19 protein-coding genes are annotated in these 19,102 nt (G+C 67.4%); 7 read left to right on the forward strand and 12 right to left on the reverse strand.

All coding sequences use genetic code 11. The annotated features are described in order from the left end of the window. Nucleotides 1–8: 8 nt before the first annotated feature. The 8 genes from A0W70_RS13970 to hemW all read right to left on the reverse strand — a co-directional run bounded on the left by A0W70_RS13970 (nucleotide 9) and on the right by hemW (nucleotide 6,581). Entirely contained in the window at nucleotides 9–593 is a 585-nt protein-coding gene (locus A0W70_RS13970; protein WP_070989679.1) for a pseudouridine synthase, read from the reverse strand. Next, nucleotides 590–1,495 carry a 5'-3' exonuclease gene (locus tag A0W70_RS13975; RefSeq protein ID WP_245675890.1) on the reverse strand — a complete coding sequence of 302 codons (906 nt, stop codon included), beginning with the start codon at nucleotides 1,493–1,495 and terminating at the stop codon, nucleotides 590–592. The genes A0W70_RS13970 and A0W70_RS13975 overlap by 4 nt, the downstream gene beginning before the upstream one ends. 329 nt (nucleotides 1,496–1,824) lie before the next feature. Further along, nucleotides 1,825–3,303: a M48 family metalloprotease gene (locus A0W70_RS13980; protein ID WP_083331030.1), complete on the reverse strand. Its 1,479-nt coding sequence runs from the start codon at nucleotides 3,301–3,303 to the stop codon at nucleotides 1,825–1,827. Beyond that, a complete protein-coding gene (locus A0W70_RS13985) occupies nucleotides 3,300–4,073 on the reverse strand; it encodes a thermonuclease family protein (protein WP_075109880.1) in 774 nt (257 codons plus the stop codon). The genes A0W70_RS13980 and A0W70_RS13985 overlap by 4 nt, the downstream gene beginning before the upstream one ends. 41 nt (nucleotides 4,074–4,114) lie before the next feature. Next, on the reverse strand, nucleotides 4,115–4,315 hold the full coding sequence (rpmE, locus tag A0W70_RS13990; protein ID WP_070989681.1) for a 50S ribosomal protein L31: 201 nt from the start codon (nucleotides 4,313–4,315) through the stop codon (nucleotides 4,115–4,117). Nucleotides 4,316–4,577: 262 nt separating this feature from the next. Next, nucleotides 4,578–4,850, reverse strand: a complete 273-nt coding sequence (locus A0W70_RS13995) for a hypothetical protein (protein WP_070989683.1) — start codon at nucleotides 4,848–4,850, stop codon at nucleotides 4,578–4,580. Continuing rightward, entirely contained in the window at nucleotides 4,837–5,025 is a 189-nt protein-coding gene (locus A0W70_RS14000) for a CPXCG motif-containing cysteine-rich protein (RefSeq protein WP_070989684.1), read from the reverse strand. Before A0W70_RS14000 ends, A0W70_RS13995 begins: the two co-directional genes overlap by 14 nt. Nucleotides 5,026–5,363: 338 nt before the next feature. Then, nucleotides 5,364–6,581 carry a radical SAM family heme chaperone HemW gene (hemW, locus tag A0W70_RS14005; protein ID WP_070989686.1) on the reverse strand — a complete coding sequence of 406 codons (1,218 nt, stop codon included), beginning with the start codon at nucleotides 6,579–6,581 and terminating at the stop codon, nucleotides 5,364–5,366. A gap of 220 nt (nucleotides 6,582–6,801) precedes the next feature. On the opposite strand from hemW, the gene A0W70_RS14010 reads away from it, so the two are divergent. Together A0W70_RS14010 and A0W70_RS14015 are read left to right on the forward strand one after the other, a co-directional pair. Further along, nucleotides 6,802–7,875 carry a diguanylate cyclase gene (locus A0W70_RS14010; protein WP_070989687.1) on the forward strand — a complete coding sequence of 358 codons (1,074 nt, stop codon included), beginning with the start codon at nucleotides 6,802–6,804 and terminating at the stop codon, nucleotides 7,873–7,875. 51 nt (nucleotides 7,876–7,926) lie between these two features. Beyond that, entirely contained in the window at nucleotides 7,927–8,283 is a 357-nt protein-coding gene (locus tag A0W70_RS14015) for a hypothetical protein (protein WP_070989690.1), read from the forward strand. A 163-nt stretch (nucleotides 8,284–8,446) separates the two neighbouring features. Here the strand turns inward: A0W70_RS14015 and A0W70_RS14020 are convergent, their stop codons facing one another. Beyond that, nucleotides 8,447–9,445 carry an acrylyl-CoA reductase family protein gene (locus A0W70_RS14020; RefSeq protein WP_070989692.1) on the reverse strand — a complete coding sequence of 333 codons (999 nt, stop codon included), beginning with the start codon at nucleotides 9,443–9,445 and terminating at the stop codon, nucleotides 8,447–8,449. 359 nt (nucleotides 9,446–9,804) lie between these two features. On the opposite strand from A0W70_RS14020, the gene mdh reads away from it, so the two are divergent. The 4 genes from mdh to sucD all read left to right on the forward strand — a co-directional run bounded on the left by mdh (nucleotide 9,805) and on the right by sucD (nucleotide 14,211). Next, entirely contained in the window at nucleotides 9,805–10,731 is a 927-nt protein-coding gene (mdh, locus tag A0W70_RS14025) for a malate dehydrogenase (RefSeq protein ID WP_070989731.1), read from the forward strand. A 420-nt stretch (nucleotides 10,732–11,151) separates the two neighbouring features. Beyond that, nucleotides 11,152–12,090: an HpcH/HpaI aldolase/citrate lyase family protein gene (locus A0W70_RS14030; protein ID WP_070989694.1), complete on the forward strand. Its 939-nt coding sequence runs from the start codon at nucleotides 11,152–11,154 to the stop codon at nucleotides 12,088–12,090. 37 nt (nucleotides 12,091–12,127) lie between these two features. Next, nucleotides 12,128–13,297 carry a malate--CoA ligase subunit beta gene (locus tag A0W70_RS14035; protein WP_070989696.1) on the forward strand — a complete coding sequence of 390 codons (1,170 nt, stop codon included), beginning with the start codon at nucleotides 12,128–12,130 and terminating at the stop codon, nucleotides 13,295–13,297. 29 nt (nucleotides 13,298–13,326) lie between these two features. After that, entirely contained in the window at nucleotides 13,327–14,211 is an 885-nt protein-coding gene (sucD, locus tag A0W70_RS14040; RefSeq protein WP_070989698.1) for a succinate--CoA ligase subunit alpha, read from the forward strand. 343 nt (nucleotides 14,212–14,554) lie between these two features. Here the strand turns inward: sucD and pckA are convergent, their stop codons facing one another. From pckA to rph, 3 genes are all read right to left on the reverse strand, one after another. Then, nucleotides 14,555–16,141 (reverse strand): phosphoenolpyruvate carboxykinase (ATP), encoded by a 1,587-nt coding sequence (gene pckA / locus A0W70_RS14045; RefSeq protein WP_070989700.1) that lies wholly within the window; start codon nucleotides 16,139–16,141, stop codon nucleotides 14,555–14,557. 252 nt (nucleotides 16,142–16,393) lie between these two features. Next, nucleotides 16,394–17,005: an RdgB/HAM1 family non-canonical purine NTP pyrophosphatase gene (gene rdgB, locus A0W70_RS14050; protein ID WP_070989703.1), complete on the reverse strand. Its 612-nt coding sequence runs from the start codon at nucleotides 17,003–17,005 to the stop codon at nucleotides 16,394–16,396. Continuing rightward, the gene (gene rph / locus A0W70_RS14055; RefSeq protein ID WP_070989733.1) at nucleotides 17,002–17,718 is read right to left on the reverse strand and encodes a ribonuclease PH; all 717 of its coding nucleotides are present in this window, start codon (nucleotides 17,716–17,718) and stop codon (nucleotides 17,002–17,004) included. The genes rdgB and rph overlap by 4 nt, the downstream gene beginning before the upstream one ends. A 443-nt stretch (nucleotides 17,719–18,161) precedes the next feature. On the opposite strand from rph, the gene A0W70_RS14065 reads away from it, so the two are divergent. Further along, the gene (locus tag A0W70_RS14065; RefSeq protein ID WP_070989707.1) at nucleotides 18,162–19,025 is read left to right on the forward strand and encodes a YicC/YloC family endoribonuclease; all 864 of its coding nucleotides are present in this window, start codon (nucleotides 18,162–18,164) and stop codon (nucleotides 19,023–19,025) included. Nucleotides 19,026–19,102: the final 77 nt, after the last annotated feature.

Genomic DNA, 19,102 nt, shown 5'->3' on the forward strand with positions numbered 1-19,102 from the left:
CGCTCGCCTCAGGTCTGTCGTCGGCGGGTGCCGCGTGGGCTGAGCGTGGGCGGGACCGTGGCTTCGCGCCACTCGCCCGGCTGCAGGCTGTCGAGGGCCCATGGGCCGACCGCGACCCGTATCAGGCGCAGCGTCGGGTGGCCCACCGTCGCGGTCATGCGCCGAACCTGGCGATTGCGCCCCTCGCGCAGTTCGAGTTCCAGCCAGGTCGTGGGGATGCGGGCGCGGTAGCGTATGGGTGGATCGCGTTCCCAGAGGCTTTCAGGGGCGGTCATCGAGCGCGCGCGTGCCGGCCGCGTGGTCGCCTCGCGCAGCGCCACGCCCGCGCGCAGCGCCGCCAGCGCCTGTGCATCGGGCGCGCCTTCGACCTGGACCCAGTAGGTCTTGGTCAGCTTGCGCTTGGGGTGCGTGATGCGGTGCGCGAGACCGCCGTCATCCGTCAGTACCACCAGGCCTTCACTGTCGCGGTCGAGACGCCCGGCAGGATACACGCGCGGGATGTCCAGCCAGTCACCGAGAGTATACCGGCCGGTTTCCGCGCCAAAGCGGCAGACCGTCCCGAACGGTTTGTTGAACAGGATCACCCGGCTCATGGCGCGACCGGGGCCGCGACCGCGTCGTACCAGCGGCGGCGGCGGTCCGGCCCGAAGCCGAGCCGGTCGAAGCAGGCGTCCAGCGCCGCGAGGTCGGGTTGCGCGAGGGTGTAGGCGTCCGTGTGCGTGGGCACGCCGTCGGTATCGAGCGTACCGGTCAGTTGGCGTGCCAGACGCACCGCGGGCTCATGTTCCGTGAGCAGGCCGGCGATGCGTCTGGCGCCCCGGATCTGCATCGTCGGCACCTGATCGATCGCGCCGTAGATGCCGTCGATATCGCCCCAGCGCCGCAGTAGGCGCACGGCCGTCGCCTGGCCGATGCCCGGCACGCCCGGGATGTTGTCGATCTTGTCGCCAGCCAGGGCGAGCATGTCGGCGATCTGGTCCGGGCGCACGCCGAAGTGCTTTTCGATCCCCTGGCGATCGAGCCGACGCTCACGCTGGAAGTCCCACCACTCGTCGCCGTCGTGGATGAGCTGGGCGAGATCCTTGTCGCCGGTGACCACGGTGTGGCGGAAGCCGTGTGCGCGCATGCGCGCGGCGATCGTGGCGATCACGTCATCGGCCTCGAAGTGCGGGCTGGAGAAACCGGCGAAGCCCGCCGCAGCGGCGAGTTCGCGGCACAGCGCGAACTGGCGCCGCAGTTCGTCGGGCGCCGGGTCGCGGTTGGCCTTGTAGGCCGGAAACAGGTCATTGCGCACCGACGAGGCCAGCGACTCGTCGAACGCCAGTGCGAGATGCGTCGGTCGGCTCCGGGCCAGGAACTGCAGCAGGAAGTCCGCGAAGCCGTAGACCGCATTGGCCGGTTCGCCATCGGCGTCGACGATGGTATCGGGCAGCACGTGCCACGACCGGAACACGTAGATGCTGGCATCGATCAGAAAGATGCGCGGTTCGGTCACTATCGATCTCCAGCCGGGCGGGCCGCTGCAATACGCCGAAAAAGCGGGCTACCGCCAGGGCGCGAAGGAAGCCGAAGCCTCCCTGCAGGTTCTTCGCAACCAATCCGGTGCACGTCGGCCGGATCGTGATGGCGTCCGCCGTAGGCGCGTCTTCGACCGGAGCCACCGCACCGGTCGAATGCGCGCAGCCGGCCAGAAGCGCTTGATCCCGCCGAACCGCTTGATCCCGCCGAACCGCGAATGCGCGCGTTCGCCTTCGGCGAAAACGCGCCTACGATCCTGCCGCCTGCCGCCTGCCGCCTGCCGCCTGCCGCCTGCCGCCTGCCGCCTCAGCGAGTCAGCGTCTTCACCAACTGCCCCGCTTCCGGTTCCCCGTCCGGCCAGTCGCCGTTGAGCAGGCGCAGCCGGTTGGCGGCGTCTTCCACGCCCTTCACGTCGCGCGCCAGGCCTCTATAGGTGGTGTTCGCGTCCGCCCGCACGACCTTGATCTTCAGCGGCTGCGCGGCCCGCTCCTGGGCCGCCGTGAGGGACGTCAGGCTGCCGGCGATATCGAGGAAGCGGTCATCGAAGCGATCGAACTCCGCGGTGTCGCGGGAGGTGGCGACAAAGTACCAGGGACGGCCGTCCTTGATCAGGACGACATGGCGCAGAATCCTCGGCCCCTGTTCGGTACGGCCGCGAATGATGCCCGTATAGCCCGACAGGCCGTTCGCCTCGAAACGGCGGCCGCGTTCCAGCTCCGCCTGGCCGATGCGTTCCTCGAGCAGACGGCGCGGCTGCGCGCCGGTGTCGGCCTTGCCGAGCGTGACCTGCAGGGCGGCCGCGTCGTCGGGGGCCACGAACAGTACGCGCTGGGGCTGGTTGTCGATCGTCCACTGTGCGGGCGCCTTGAGCGCCGCGTCGAGCTCCAGGTGGAGGAACTCGCCGTCGACGACCGCGCCCTGGCTGGCGCTCGGGCCAAACGTCATGCCATCGATGCGCTCGAGATACGCCTCGCGACCGGCGGGCTGTGGATCCTCGGGGGCGTACTTCTTCGCTGCGCGGATGACTTCCTGGAGGCGTTTGTCGTTTTCCGGGTGCGTGGAGAACAGGCCATGGTATCCACCCGGCTCCCGTCCCTCGGCCTTGGCCCGTTGGCGTTCGTAAGCCTCCTGGTCCGCGAGGATCCCGACCACGCCCAGCATCTCTTCCGGGTCGTAACCGGTACGGGCCAGGTATTCGGCGCCCAGCCGATCGGCCTGCAGTTCCTGCTCGCGGCCATAGCCGCGGATCGCGGCGAGCTGGACCGTCTGGAACAGATTGGCGGCCCCGGCGCCGGCGTCCGTCGTCGCCAGCAGGATGTTGCCGAGGAAGCTGCTGGCGGTCGCGGCGCTCTGCTGGCGCACCGAGTGGCGTGCGGTCACGTGGCCGAGTTCGTGTCCGAGCACCCCCGCGAACTCCGCCTCGGAATTGAAGTACGCCATGATGCCACGCGTCATGTAGATGTAGCCGCCGGGCAGCGCGAAGGCGTTGACCTCGGGGCTGTCCACCACCGTGAAGGTGTAGTCGATGTCGGGGCGATGGCTCTTGCGCGCGAGTCGCTGCCCGAGGCGCGACGTGTATTCCTGCAGCTCGGGATCGTCGTAGGCGTCGTAGCGCTGCTCCATCAGCTGTTCGTGATACTGGGCGCCGAGCGCGAGTTCCTGCTGCTCGGACATGAGCACGAAATCGCGCTCGCCGGTCACCGGGTTGGTGGCGCATCCGGCGAGCAGCAGGATGGCCGCCAGGGCCGGAATCCAGTGGTATCGATTCGGGATATGCATGGTCATTTTCCGTTATCCATCCATTCGACCGCGGCCGGATGGCGCAGGTTCATCCGGGCCTGACCATCGACCTGGTAGATCCAGCCGCGCGCCCGCAGGCTGCGCCCGTGCCAGCGGCGCGGATCGGCGTTTTCAAAGTATGGCAGATCGGCGCGCGCCAGCCGCAGGGTGAGTTCGCCGAGGTCGAGCCAGTAGGCGCGCCGGCTGGTGCCCACCCGCTGGATAGTACCGGTAACCAGAGCGAACCCGCCGGCATTCGCGCCCAGGTCAGCGGCGGCGACGGGCGCCAGCGCCGCCTCGCCGTGGACGCCTCGGTCCGCTTCCCGGGCCGCGCGTTCCACGCGGCGATAGCAGTCGAGGTGTCCGAGGTTGGGCGGCACGGCGATATGCCAGCCAAGGCCGCGGCGCAGGAGCGCGGCGGCGACATTCTGGCCATCGGCGGTATATACGTGAGCGAGCAGCCGATCGTAGCGGTCGGTGCCCTCTGGGGCCATCTCGAGCCCGACGGTACGGTTGCCGGCAAGCAGATCGATCAGCGCCTCGCGGGCCCTGCGGGCGAGCGGTTCGTCGGGGGCGCCGTCGCGCCCCATTTCGGGGGTATTGATCCCCACGAGGCGCACGTTGCGGCCATCGCTCAGGCGGATGGAATCGCCGTCATGGACGCGAACGACCTCGGCGCGCGCGTCGATGCGCTCGGCCGGGCACTGGGTGGCGACTGCGGTGGTGGACCAGACAAACAAAAGGGCGCCCGCAAGGAGCGCCCCGATGTCGTGCACTGCAGCCCTGGCAACTGCGGCCAGTGGCCGCGGCTGTTGACTCAGCGCTGGTAGCGGCGGCGGAACTTGTCCACCTGACCGGCCGTGTCCATCAGCTTCTGCTTGCCCGTAAAGAACGGGTGACAGCTCGAGCAGACCTCGACCTGCAGGTCGTGACCGAGCGTCGAGCGCGTCTCGAAGCTGTTGCCACAGCTGCACGTGACCTTGACTGCTTCGTAATTGGGGTGGATATCCTGCTTCATCGCGCCCGTCCTCGCTCAGGTAGGTGGCTCGGCGAAAGGGAGCGGATTGTAAGGCCTCAGCGCCTCGCGGGCAACACCCCTGACCTGTGGATAACTTTGTGGATGGAATCGGCCGGTCCAGCATCCCGACAGGGCTCAGGGGCGATTCGGAGGGGCCATCCCTATGCCGTGGGCGCAAGGTATTTCCAACGAGGTCAGTATCTTATGAAGGCGCTGCCGGATCGCAACGGGTGCGAGATCGGCTTCGATCCGGGCCCTGCTCTCAATGCAGGCCGATTCCCGGCCTGTGCATGAAAAACGCGTTTGCACCGACGACCCGGTCGAGCCGCAGGAACCGGCGTCGTCCGCGCAGGTCCTCGACGACGAGGTATTCGGCCCGCTGACGGGTCCGCAGGTCGATCGGCAGGACCGCTTCCACGCGGCACTCTCCGCGCGGCGCGTGCCAGCCGAGCCGCAGCCACTGGTGGCGCAGGATCGCCAGTTCGTAGGTGTCGTAGAGCTCGCCGGGTATCGGTTGGTACTCAGGAATCGTCATCGCGCGCGACCTCGACCGCGAGACCGCCACCGCCATCGTCCCGGACGTGGAAGTGGATCGGGTTGCAGCACACCTCACAGTCCTGAATATAGTCCGAATCGGCGTCGTCGGGTTCGACCAGCGCAGTGAATGTCGCCCCGCAGTAAGGGCATTCGATCTCGATTTCGTCCAGCATTTCGGGAGCCCGCTTTTCGTCACCTTTTTACAAGAGCCGGTTCGTGGTGCCTGTTTGGGTCTGGATTTCGGGTTCTCGCCAAGGCGCAAAGGGCGCCAAGGGACGCGAAGAAAACTGTAGGAGCGAGCTTGCTCGCGATGGTGCCCGCACGACGGAGAGCAATCGAAGCTGGTCCGAGCCGACCCATCCGGGATCGATCGGGCGGTGATGAAGGCACCCCTTGGGCCAAACCATTCGCGAGCAAGCTCGCTCCTACAGGTCGGGAGTTCTTCGCGTCCCTTGGCGAACTCCGCGCCTCTGCGAGAACCAAAAACCCACGTCTCCAACCCCCAAAACCATCACTCCGTCACAATCGGCAGATCCAGCGCCGCCTCACGGCCGGCCCCCCAGCCCTCGGTCTCGGCCGCGATCCGGGCCACCAGGTCATTGTGGAAGCTCAGGCCGCGCGCGGTCGGTCGAATCCGCCCGGCCGCGCGTTCGATCAGTCCGTCCTCCTCCGCGCGCGCGAGCGGGCGTCCCAGCCAGCGCAGCGGCACGCCGGTGCGCGCATCGAAATCGGCGGCTGCGAAACCGTCCGGCAGGCGCAATGCGTTGAGCATGAATTCCAGCGCCGCGTCGGCGGCCGTCAGACGGCGCGTCTGCGCCACCCGGTTCGGGCCGTGGGCGCGCTCCAGGTATGCCTGCGGCGCGCGGACCTTGTGGGTGCGCTCGATCGTGCCCCGAGCCGGTACGGTCCGCTTGCCATGCGCGCCGGCGCCGATCCCGAGGTAGTCGCCGAACTGCCAGTAATTCAGGTTGTGTTCGCAGCGCCGGTCGTGGCCGCGCGCCCAGGCGGAGATCTCGTAGCGCGAGAAGCCGGCCGCCGCGAAACGCGCATGGCCCGCGTCCTCGATGTCGGCGACAGCGTCCTCGTCCGGCAACTGTGGCGGCCGGCTCCAGAACACGGTGTTCGGCTCCAGCGTCAACTGGTACCAGGACACGTGACCGACCCCGAGCCCCAGTGCGGTATCCAGGTCCTGCATGGCGCCGGCGAGCGTCTGCCCCGGCAGCGCGTACATCAGATCCAGATTGATCCGCTCGAAGCCGGCCGCCAGCGCGGTCTCCGCGGCCGCGTGCGCGGCGGCGCCGTCGTGGATGCGCCCGAGTGCGGCGAGCGCGGCGTCATCGAAGCTCTGGATGCCCAGCGACAGCCGATTGACGCCCGCCTCGCGGAATCCCCGGAAACGGTCGGTCTCCATCGTGCCCGGGTTGGCCTCGAGCGTAATCTCGATGTCGGGTGCCGGGTTCAGGTACATGCGCACGCGCGCCAGCAGCCGGTCGATCGCCTCCGGCGGGAACAGGCTCGGCGTGCCGCCGCCGATGAAGATCGCCTCCAGCGGGCGCCCCCAGATCTCCGGCAGTTCCTGCTCGAGGTCCGCGGCGAGGGCGTCGACGTAGGCATCGACCGGAATCTGACCTGGTGCGGTATGCGAGTTGAAATCGCAGTACGGACACTTCTTTACGCACCACGGCAGGTGGAGGTAGAGGGTCAGCGGCGGGTTCGAATGGAATTCCATGGGGGGCAACACTGGTTACGGGTAACCCATGGTAGCAGGCACCGATTTGCGTGGTGGCTCGTGTCGACTACATTATGATCCTGATTGCGCGCAGTCTTTCGCACTCGGCGCCGGCACGGGGTGATCGATCTGGCCGCGCTTGCGGCGATGTCCGTTTCGCAACAGCCATGGGAGTGGCGGAGATGGATACTCCAACGCGTCTGCAACGGGTGCTCGGCTCATGACATGGCGTCCGCGCCGTGCGAGCGCCGGCAAGGTCCGACACATTTACCTGCTCCGCATCGTCGGTCTGGTGCTGGGTGGGATCTGTGTCGCCGCCGTTTTCCATGAACGCGGAGCCGCTCCCGTCGCCTGGGGGCTGCTGGGCCTCTACGTCATCGTCTGGCCACACCTCGCAATTCTCCATACGCTGCGCAGCCAGCCCCCCCGTCGCGCGGAAAATCGCAACCTCATGGTCGACTCGCTGATGGGCGGTGTGTGGATCGCCCTGATGCAGTTCAGCCTCTTGCCGAGCGTGGTACTGGCATCGATGCTTTCGACGGGCAACACCGGCTTCGGTGGCTGGCGGTTGTTGCTGTCCGGACTGGTGGCAATGCTCGTAGGCGGCGGCGTGACGGCGCTGCTGGTGGGGGCCCCGATCAACCCCGAGGTTTCCATGTTCGTGCTGAGCGCCACCCTGCCGGTGTTGATTGGCTTCCCGTTGATGTTCGGGCTGGTCATGCACGGTCTGGCACGAAACCTCGCCCGGCAACGGCGGGAGTTCGAGCGTCTCAGCCGCACGGACAGCCTGTCCGGGCTGTACAACCGGCTGCTCTGGGATGAGTGGGTCACGGCCGAGTTCGCGCAACTGCAGCGCCACGGTGGTGAAGCGGCGCTGCTGCTGCTCGATATCGACCGGTTCAAGGATTACAACGACACTTGGGGGCCCGACGCGGGCGATGACGCGATCCGTCACGTCGCGCGGGTGCTGCGCGGCGAGTGCCGGCGCGAAGACTGGATCGCGCGCTACGGCGGCGAGGAATTCGGCGTGCTCCTGCCGGAGATCGACCGGGAGAGGGCGCTGGCCGCCGCGGAGCGTCTGCGCGCCAGGGTCGGTCGTGCGGACAGCGACTTCGCCGGTCTCACCGTAAGCATCGGCGTGGCGCCGTTCGACCCGGTGCTCGTCGATGGCGAGGAGTGGATGCTGCGGGCAGAAAAGGCCCTCTATGCGGCCAAGCGTGCAGGCCGCAACTGTTGTGTGGTCACGGAACCGACCGCAGAATCGGCGCCCCGTTCGACACCCAGAACCGCCTGACCAGGCGGCCGCGCAGGCGCCTCCCGGTCCGGCCCGCCACGGAGCCTCCCCATGGAAACGCTGTACGTTATCGGTTTTGTGGTCCTGCTGATCGCGATCACCGTCGTGCCGGTGATGATCGCGGCCAAATGGGCTCGCGCGCGGCGCTCCGGATTCCTGCCTGCACTGGCGGCCGTGGTGCTGGCGACGGTCGTGGCGCAGCTCGCGCTTACCGTGACCGGCGATGCGCTCATCGGTCTGGTACTGGCGCTTGTGGGGGCCTGTGCCGTATACGCCCTGGTACTGGGGGCGTCGTTCGTGGCGGCCGTGGGCATCGCCGTCGTCGCGGTCATTCTGCAGGCGCTGATCGTTGCCGCCCTGGTGGCGCTCGGCCTGCAGATGCCGATCCCGGTCGCGGGCCCGATCTGATACGGAGGGAGTTGGCGTCGCCCTCACGGAGTTTCCGGCACGCGTCCGGTCGCCGGGGTTGTCCATCGCGAGCAAGCTGGCTCCTACATGAGTCCTGACATCGGGTTGCAGGTCCACCTGTAGGAGCGAGCTTGCTCGCGATGATCGAAATCGCCGCGCCGGCTCAGTCCGCGATCCGCACCACCGTACGCCCGCGGGTCTCGCCCGCCAGCATGCGCTCGAATACGTCCCCGAGGCCATCCAGGTCGACGGTGCCGGCCCGGATCGCGTCCAGATGCCGCGGCTTCCAGTCCGAACCCAGCCGGGCCCAGGCGCGCTCACGGCGGTCGCGCGGGCAGTTGGCTGAACTGATGCCGAGCAGGCTGACGCCGCGCAGGATGAACGGCATCACGGTCGTGTCCAGTTCATGCCCGCCCGCGAGACCGATGCTGGCGATGCTGCCCCAGGGGGCCGTCGTACGCAGGAGCTCACCGAGCATGGCGCCGCCGACGTTGTCGATCGCGCCGCCCCAGACGGCCTTTTCCATCGGCCGGCCCTTCGTCGTCAGCGCATCGCGATCGATCACGCGGGTCGCGCCCAGTTCCTTCAGCCACGCCTCGGCGTCCGGTTTGCCGCTCACCGCGACGACCTCGTAGCCCTGCGCGGACAGGAGGTCGATCGCGATGCTGCCGACACCGCCGGTTGCCCCGGTGACGACGATCGGTCCGGCGTCCGGCGTGAGGCCGTTCTCCTCCAGCCGCTGCAGCGCCAGTGCCGCGGTGAAGCCGGCGGTGCCGAGCGTCATCGCCGTGAAGGCGTCGAAGTCGTCGGGCAGCGGGATGACGAAATCGGCCGGTACGCGCACGTACTCCGCGTAACCGCCGTCATGGTCTTCGGAAAGGCCGCAGCCGGTCACCAGCACCGGGTCGCCCGCGCTGAACCCGCCGGCGCTCTCCACGACGGTGCCGGCCACGTCGATGCCGCCGACCAGCGGCAGCCGCCGCGCGATCTTCCCGCGGCCGGTGCCGGCCAGCGCGTCCTTGTAGTTCACGGAGGAATACTCGGCGCGGATGGTCACGTCCCCCGCGTTGAGATCGTCCAGCGACAGTCGGGTCAGTTCGCCGCCGTTGCCGTCCTCGCGGAGGCGGAACGCACGGAAGGGGTCGCTCGGCAGTTGCGTCATGTCGGTCTCCGATTTCGGGGCGCGCGATCGCGGAGCCACACATGCTAGCAGCCCGGCAGACCCGGGCTCACCTTATGCGGCAGGCGGGTGTCGAATCGGCCGGTATGTCGCGTAGGTTGGGTTGACGAAGGAAACCCAACGGGACGACCGCCCCGCCGGCACCGCGTTGAATCGTGTCGATGGATTGCGCCTCAACCCGTTGGGTATCGCTGCCGCTCAACCCAACCTGCGGTTTTCCTGCCGCCTGCGCGCCTTGGACCATCCGGGCGAAGGCGTACAATAGCCCCGGCCTTTTTCAGATGCGGGGCGTGGCACGACCGGATCGTGCCGCCAGCGCCCGCCAACCGGAGAATGAAAGCATGGACAAGATTGCGGTCGTAGGCGGTGCAGGGCGCGTCGGTGAGTCGGCGGCGCTGTACCTGATGCAGCAGAACCTGTGCCGCGAGGTGGCGGTCATTGATATCGCCGAGGGCCCGGCGAAGGGTGCGGCACTCGATATCGCCGAGTCGGCGCCGGTGTTCGGTTCCGATACGCGCGTGTGGGGTTCGTCCGACTACGCCGATCTCAAGGACAGCGATCTGATCATCGTGACCGCCGGCCTGCCGCGCAAGCCGGGCATGAGCCGCTCGGATCTGCTCGACAAGAATATCGCGATCATGGACCAGATCGCCGATGCGGCCGCCGAGCACGCCCCCAACGCGATGATGATCGTGGTCGCGAACCCCGTCGATGTCATGACCTATCGCGCCTGGCAGCGCACCGGCTGGCCGCGCAACCGCGTGTTCGGTCAGGCGGGCGTGCTCGACTCCTCGCGCATGGCCTGGTTCCTGGCCGAGGCGACCGGGCGTTCCATGGCCGACATCGATGCGATGGTCCTGGGCGGCCACGGCGACCAGATGGTGCCGATGATGCGCTACACCACGGTCAACGGCATCCCGGTCGAGAATTTCCTCGATCAGGCCAAGATCGACGAGATCATCGAGCGCACGCGCAAGGGCGGCGCCGAGGTCCTGGGGCTGCGCGAGAACTCCAGTGCCTACCTCGCGCCAGGTGCCTCGACGGTCGAGATGGTCGAGTCGGTGGTCAACGACCGCGGCCGGGTCCTGCCGTGCGTGGCGATCCTCGACGGCGAGTACGGGCATTCGAACTGCGCCATGGGCGTGCCGTCGATCCTGAATCGCAACGGCCTGGATAAAATCGTCGAACTGGACCTGAACGAGCGCGAACGTGGTGAGTTCGAGACTTCGCTGGCCGCCGTCGAAGAGGACCTCGCCCGCCTGAAGTAAGGTTCAGCGCGGTTTGCCGGGCAAAGCGGTTCGTGCAGAGGCGCGGAGCGTTCGGCCGGATGCGTCCGGCGTGATACGGGCGTAGGTCGGACTTCCAGTCCGACACCTCGAAGCCTTCGGCGTGTCGGACTGGAAGTCCGACCTACACCCGGCGGTGTTTGCCCGGCCGGCCACGGACTCGTCGCCGGTGTCGTTCTCGCGCCCGAATCTTCTCCGGGCGCGTCACCGGGAGGTTACGGCGTTTACGCGCCCATGACCCCGTGCTAGGTTGATAATCTTTCTCGTTCGGGCCGGTTCAGCCGGTTTTTTATCTGGTGCGCAATCGATTCCGTCGCCCGCCATGGCGGCGGCGTGACGTAGTCGTTTTGATCGGCCGCCCGTAATTACGCAGGTCCATAACCGGGAGGGACCCTTCCAGCCATGAGTCATACCCAGTACGCGCCGGCGCGTCCGCGCCTGCAGCGCAGTGAACTCGCCGTTCCGGGTTCCAACGTCAAGCTGTTCGAGAAGGCGCTGAACGGCGCCGCCGACTATGTCTTCCTCGATCTCGAGGACGCGGTCGCACCGGACGACAAGGTGCCGGCCCGCGCGAACATCATCCAGGCCCTGAACGATCTCGACTGGGCCGGCAACGGCAAGACGACCTCGATCCGGATCAACGGCATCGATACGCACTACATGTATCGCGATGTGGTCGAGGTGGTGGAACAGGCCGGTCACCGGCTCGACACGATCCTGATCCCGAAGGTCGGGACGCCTTCCGACGTCTATCTGATCGATGCGCTGGTGACCCAGATCGAGCAGGCCATGGGCATTGAGCATCGCATCGGCCTCGAGGTCCTGATCGAGACCGCGCTCGGCATGGCCAACGTCGAAGCGATCGCCCAGGCGAGCCCGCGGCTGGAGGCGATGCACTTCGGCGTGGCCGATTACGCCGCCAGCTGCCGTGCCCGCACGGTCTCCATCGGCGGCCTGACCCCGGACTACCCCGGCGATCAGTGGCACATGGCGCTCTCGCGCATGACCGTCGCCTGCCGCGCCTACGGGCTGCGCCCGATCGACGGACCGTTCGGCGACTTCAACGACACCGACGGTTTCGTCGCCTCGGCGAAGCGCGGCGCCGCGCTCGGCATCGAGGGCAAATGGGCCATCCATCCCTCGCAGATCGAGCTCGCGAACGACGTCTTCTCGCCGCCGGACAGCGAGGTCAACCGCGCCCGCGCCATCCTCGATGCCCTCGCCGAGGCGCAGCGCGAGGGCCGCGGCGCCGCCCAGCTCGACGGCAAGATGATCGACGCCGCGTCCGCGCGCATGGCCGAGAACGTCGTGCGCACCGCCGACGCGATCGCGAACAAGTAACCCCGAAATCCCCATCTGAAGACACGAGGCTGAAACTGTGGATATCCACGAGTACCAGGCGAAGCAGCTGCTGAAGAAGGCCGGTGTTCCCATTCCCAACGGAGGCGTGGCGCACTCGGCCGAGGAAGCCGCCTACCTGCAACACGAGATCAGTGGTGAGCGCTGGGTCGTGAAGGCGCAGATCCATTCCGGCGCCCGCGGCAAGGCCGGTGGCGTGAAGATCTGCACGAGTGACCAGGAGGTCCGCGACGCGGCCAACGAGCTGCTCGGCAAGCGTCTGATCACGAACCAGACCGGGCCCGAGGGCAAGATCTGCACCGCGGTCTACGTCGAGTCCGCGACCCAGATCGAGCGGGAACTCTACGTAGCGATGGTGCTCGATCGCGCCTCCGAGCAGATCGTCGTCGTCGCCTCCACCGAGGGCGGCATGGAGATCGAGGACGTCGCGCGCGACAACCCCGATGCCATCCTGCGCGAGCTGGTCGACCCGGCCATCGGCCTGCTCGACTTCCAGGCGCGCGAACTCGCCTTCAAGCTCGGGATTCCGGCCGCGCAGCTCGCCGACGCCGTGAAGACCTTCCGCGGCGCCTACCGCATCATGCGCGATCACGACGCGACACTGGTCGAGATCAATCCGCTGGTCATCACCCACACCGGCCGGCTGCGGGCACTCGATGCCAAGATCGGTTTCGACGACAACGCGCTGTTTCGCCAGCCGGCGATCTCCGAGCTGCGGGACCGCGGTCAGGAAGATTCGCGCGAGACCGAGGCGGCTGACCAGGGGCTGTCCTACGTCGGCCTGCAGGGCGATATCGGCTGCATGATCAACGGCGCCGGGCTCGCCATGGCGACCATGGACATGATCAAGCACTGCGGCGGCGAGCCCGCCAACTTCCTCGACATCGGCGGCGGCGCTTCGCCCGAGCGCGTGGCCAACGCCTTCCGCCTCGTCCTTTCGGACGACAACGTCAAGGCGATGCTGGTGAACATCTATGCCGGCATCAACCGCTGCGACTGGGTGGCCGAGGGCATCGTCCAGGCACTGGGCGAGATCGAACTCAATGTGCCGCTGGTGGTGCGCCTCTCCGGTACCAACGTCGAACAGGGCAAGCAGATCCTGAAGGACAGCGGCTACCCGATCGTCACCGCCGACACGCTGGCCGAGGCGGCCGAGCGCGTCGTGGCCGCCCGCAACGAAGCCGCCTGAACCGACTGACGAGGGAATTCGAGAAGACCATGGCGATCCTGATCGACGAAACCACGAAAGTCCTGGTGCAGGGCTACACTGGCCGCATCGGCAGCTTTCACGCGCAGGAAATGATGGAGTACGGCACCAACGTGGTGGGCGGCGTCACCCCCGGCAAGGGTGGGCAGACCCATCTCGACCGGCCGGTGTTCGACACCATGAAAGATGCCGTCCGCGAGACCGGCGCGACCGCGAGCATCGTGTTCGTGCCGCCCGGGTACGCCGCGGACTCCATCTGCGAGGCCGCCGATGCCGGCATCCACTACTGCGTGGCCATCACCGACGGCATCCCGGCGCAGGACATGATGCGCGTCAAGCGCTACCTCAAGCAGTTCCCCGAGGAGCGGCGCATGATCCTCACCGGCCCCAACTGCGCCGGTACCATCAGCCCCGGCAAATCGATGCTCGGCATCATGCCCGGCCACATCTATCTGCCCGGCCGGGTCGGCGTCGTCGCGCGCTCAGGCACGCTCGGCTACGAGGCCGCGAGCCAGCTCAAGGAGCGTGGCATCGGTATCTCGACCTCCGTGGGCATCGGTGGCGACCCGATCAACGGCTGCTCGTTCCAGCGGATTCTTGAACGCTTCGAGAACGATCCGGAAACCGATGCGGTCATGATGATCGGCGAGATCGGCGGGCCCCAGGAGGCCGAAGCGGGCGAGTTCGTGCGCGATCACATGAGCAAGCCGGTGCTCGCCTTCATCGCCGGCCTGACCGCGCCCAAGGGCCGCACCATGGGCCACGCCGGCGCGATCGTATCCGGTGTCGGCGAGAGCGCCGCGGAGAAGGCCGAGATCCTGCGCGGCTGCGGCGTAACCGTCTGCGAACGTCCGTCGGACCTGGGCGAGTCGATGGCGGGGGTGTTGGGGCGCTGACCCACCCGGCCGGCGGGAAACCGCCGCGGCGTGATGCGCGCGTTCGCCTTCGGCGAAAACGCGCCTACGCGTATCGGAGTCACGAGTTCGACGTAGGCGCGTCTTCGACCGGCGCTACCGCACCGGTCGAATGCGCGCAGCTCGCCCAAAGCGCATGCTCCCGTAACACCGCAAAATGTGCCCGCGCGCTGTCTACCATCCGCTGGGGGACCGTCGACGTCGCTAGACGTAGGCCGGCTTTTGCCGTCAGGCAACAGCCGGCAAGACCCCTGTACAGGTTTTCAGGGTTCGTACAGAGCTGCAGTCACGTCCGCCGGCTGGCTCCCTTCGGTCGCAAACCGGCCTACGCCACCCGCGGTCCCGCCGCGACGACTTCGGGTTCCACACCGCTGCGGTAGGCCTCGAAGTTCGCCTGGAACCGCGCCGCGAGATCGGCGGCGGCCTCGCGATATGCGGCCGGATCGTTCCAGGTCTGCTCCGGCATGAGCAGTTCATCGGGAACGCCCGGGCAACGCGTCGGCACGGCCAGGCCGAACACCGGCTCGGTGACGGTCTCCGCGTGCTCGAGGGAGCCGTCATGGATGGCGTCGATGATGGCGCGCGTGTGACTCAGCTTCATGCGCTGGCCGACGCCGTACGGCCCGCCGATCCAGCCGGTATTCACCAGCCACACCGTTGCACCGTGTCTGCGGATGCGCTCGGCGAGCAGATCGGCGTACACACCCGGGTGCCAGACGAGGAACGGGGCGCCGAAGCACGCGGAGAAGGTCGCCTCCGGCTCGGTGACGCCCATCTCCGTGCCCGCCACCTTGGCCGTGTACCCGCTGATGAAGTGATACATCGCCTGCTCGGGCGTCAGCCGGCTCACGGGTGGAAGCACGCTGAAGGCATCGCAGGTCAGGAAGATCACGTTGTCGGGGCTGCCGGCGGTGCCGGGCACGCGCGCGTTCGGGATGTGTTCGATCGGATAGGCGCAGCGCGTGTTCGCCGTGATCGACGCGTCATCGAAATCGACCGCGCCGGTCGCGGTGTCGTGGACCACGTTCTCCAGCACCGCGCCGCGGCGGATGGCGCCGAATATCTCGGGCTCGGCCTCGGCGGACAGGTTGATCGCCTTGGCGTAACAGCCGCCCTCGATGTTGAAGATGCCCTCATCGGTCCAGCAGTGCTCGTCGTCACCGATAAGTTCGCGTTTCGGATCCGCGGAGAGTGTTGTCTTGCCGGTGCCCGACAGGCCGAAGAACACGGACACGTCGCCCTGCGGGCCGGCGGTCGCCGAGCAGTGCATGGGGAGCACGCCCTCGCGCGGCATGCGGTGGTTCATGATCGTGAACACGCCCTTCTTCATCTCGCCGGCGTATTCCGTGCCCAGGATCACCATCTCGCCGCTCGTGAGGCACAGGCTCACACTCGTGGGCGGATTCACGCCGGGGACGCCGTCGGGTGCCGGGATGGCGCCGGCGTTGTAGATCACGTAGTCGGGTTCGCCGAAGTGACCGAGCTCTTCGGCCGTCGGCCGGATCAGCAGATTGCGCATGAACAGGGCGTGGTAGGCGCGCTCGCAGATCACGCGCACCCGAACCCGGTAACGCGGGTCCCAGCCGGCAAAGCCGTCAACTACGTGCAAGTGGTCGAGGCTGTCGAGGTGGGCCACGGCCTGTGCCCGCAGGCGGTCGAACGAATCCGGTTCGAGGCCGATGTTGACCTCCCCCCACCAGACCTCATCGTGCACCTCCGGGCGATCGACGATGCGCTTGTCGCGCGGGCTACGGCCGGTGCGTTCGCCGGAAAAGGCGATCAGCGCGCCGCTGTCCGCGACGGCCGTGCCCGTCTCGTGCGTAAGCGCGGACTCGTAGAGTTCCGTGGGGGTGGCGTTGCGTACAGCGGCGGCCGACCCGATGCCGTGCCGCGTGAGGTCGAGGCGATTCATTGCGTTCCCGGGGTGCGGAGGAGGGCACGGGTTGGGCCCCGCACACACGACGACCGACCCATGCCAAACCGCTACTTAAGCGCAAAAACCCCGATTCGGCAATATGCCGGGCAGATCCTTCGAAGACGAGACCAGAAAACGAAATAATCACTAATTCAGCGTACAGGAATGGGCGAAAATTCCGTTCAGAACGGCTGCTGAGGCGTCGGGGCGCAACCGTTGGCGCGGCTGCCGGGGGCTGGCCCTTGCCGCTCAGTCGTGGTCGGCGCGGTCGCGGTACGCGTCGAGCCGCCGTCGCAGTTCGGACAACGCCTTGCCGCGGTGGCTCAGGAGGTTCTTCTCCTCGGCGGGCAGCTGCGCGGCGGTGCGCCCATCCGGCATTTCGAACAGCGGGTCATAGCCGAAGCCCCCGTCACCGCGCGGCGCGGTGGCGATCCGTCCTTCCCAGGTGCCCTCGGCCACGATCGGGGCGGGATCGTCCGCTTCCCGGAGATACACCAGTACCGCCCGATACCGTGCCGTGCGCCGTTCGGGCGAGACCCCGTCGAGCTCACCGAGCAGGCGCGCGTTGTTCTCCTGGTCGTCGCCATGGGCGCCGGCGTAACGTGCCGAATGCACGCCGGGTGCGCCATCGAGCGCGTCCACCTCGAGCCCGGAGTCGTCCGCGATCGCCGCCAGCCCGGTCTCGCGCGCGGCGTGGCGGGCCTTGATGAGCGCGTTCTCGATGAAGGTCACCGCCGTCTCGGGCGGCGGTGTGACGGCGAAATCCGATTGCGGCACCAGTTCGATACCGGCATCCGCGAGCATGGCCGCGAATTCCCGCAGCTTGCCCGCGTTGCCGCTGGCGAGTACGACCCGGCTCATGACGCCAGCGCCTGCCGCTGCTGACTGATGAGTTCGCCGATGCCGGTGGTGGCCAGGTTCAGCATGGCGTCCAGTTCCTCGCGGCGGAAGGCATGGCCCTCGGCCGTGCCCTGGACCTCGATAAAGGCGCCCTGGTCGTTCATCACCACGTTCATGTCCGTCTCCGCGGTCGAGTCCTCGGCGTAATCGAGGTCGACCACCGCCTCACCATCGACGATGCCGACGGAGACCGAAGCGATCATGCCGTGCAGTGGATTGGCGCGGATCTTTTTCGCCTTCACCAGCGTTTCCATCGCATCGCTGAGCGCGACGAAGGCACCGGTGATCGAGGCCGTGCGCGTGCCGCCATCGGCCTGGATCACGTCGCAGTCGATCTGGACCGTGCGCTCGCCCAGGGCCTCCATGTCCACGGCAGCGCGCAGCGAGCGGCCGATCAGGCGCTGGATCTCGACCGTGCGGCCGCCCTGCTTGCCACTCGCCGCCTCGCGGTTCGAACGGCTGCCGGTGGCACGCGGCAGCATGCCGTACTCGGCGGTCACCCAGCCGCGGCCCTTGTTGCGCAGGAAACGGGGCACCGTCTCGTCGACACTGGCGGTGCAGATCACGCGCGTGTCGCCGAACTCGACCAGCACGGAACCCTCCGCGTGTTTCGTGAAATTGCGGGTGATGCCGACGGGACGGATCTGATCGGGGTTGCGGCCGCTGGGGCGCATGCACTTCTCCGGAAAGCGAAACGGGGCCGGCATTGTACGCGATGCGGGTGGGCTGCGGGGGTGGCCGGCGTGGGTTAAAGGCGGTTCTCGCCAAGCGGCGAAGGGCGCCAAGGGACGCAAAGGTCATTGTAGGAGCGAGCTTGCTCGCGATCTTTCCCGCACCATGGTCGGCTGAATCAACGGCGATTGGCTCGACTCCGCGGTTTCTTCTGGACCTTGGCGATGGCCGACGCGTTATACGCGCACAATCGCGAGCAAGCTCGCTCCTACAGGATTTTTCTTTTCTTTGCGTTCCTTGGCGTGCTTGGCGGCTTGGCGAGAACCGCCTTTTCAATCTATACCTTTCCGAACGACCACGGTTGCTCTCATGCAACACGCGCTGCGGTGGTCGACTTCCCCGCCGCGCGGGCATAATGCGTTCCATTGTTCCCGGAGATGTGCCGATGCCCGCCAGCATGACCGCTTACGCCGTGCGCGAGACCTCGACCGAGGCCGGTACGTTCACCTGGGAACTGCGCGCGGTGAATCACCGCTATCTCGACGTGCAGCCGCGTCTGCCCGACACCCTGCGGGCCCTGGAGCCGGAAGTGCGGGAGCGTGTCGGTGGCGCCGTCGGTCGCGGGCGGGTCGAATGCATGCTGCGCTTCACCCCGGCCGATCGCGCCGATTCGATCGAGGTCGACGAGGCGCTCGTCTCCGCACTGGTCGGTGCCTGTCACACCATCGATGCCCACATCACCAATCCGGATCGGCTCTATTCGCTCGACCTGTTGCGTTACCCCGGCGTCGTGCGTTCGCCCGAACCCGACCGTGAAGCGCTGCGCGAACCCGCGCTCGATCTGCTCGACAGCGCCCTGGACGAACTCGCCGCCACCCGCGCGGAGGAGGGGCGTCGCCTCAAGTCGCTGCTGCTCGACCGCTGCGAACGCGTGAGCGAACTGGTCGCCGAGGAACGCCGGCACGCCAACCGCGTGAGCGAGCGCCTGCGCGAGCGGCTGCTGGAGCGCCTGCGCTCATTGGAAGTCGACGTCGACGAAGGCCGTATGGAGCAGGAACTCGCGTATCAGTTGCAGAAGCTCGATGTCAGCGAAGAACTGGATCGTCTCGATACCCACATCGACGCGATCCGCGATGCGCTCGACAGCGAGGAACCGGTCGGCCGGCGACTGGATTTCCTGATGCAGGAACTCAACCGCGAGGCCAATACGCTGGGCTCCAAGTCCGCCGACGCCGAACGTTCGCAGGCGAGTGTTGAGTTGAAGGTGCTGATCGAGCAGATGCGGGAACAGGTGCAGAACCTGGAGTAATTCTGTCTCCGTTGTCATCGATGCGCGCGTTCGCCTTCGGCGAAAACGCGCCTACGTCTGACGTGCACACCGTGAAT

The organism is Halofilum ochraceum, assembly GCF_001614315.2.
GTDB classification, from domain to species: Bacteria; Pseudomonadota; Gammaproteobacteria; order XJ16; family Halofilaceae; genus Halofilum; species Halofilum ochraceum.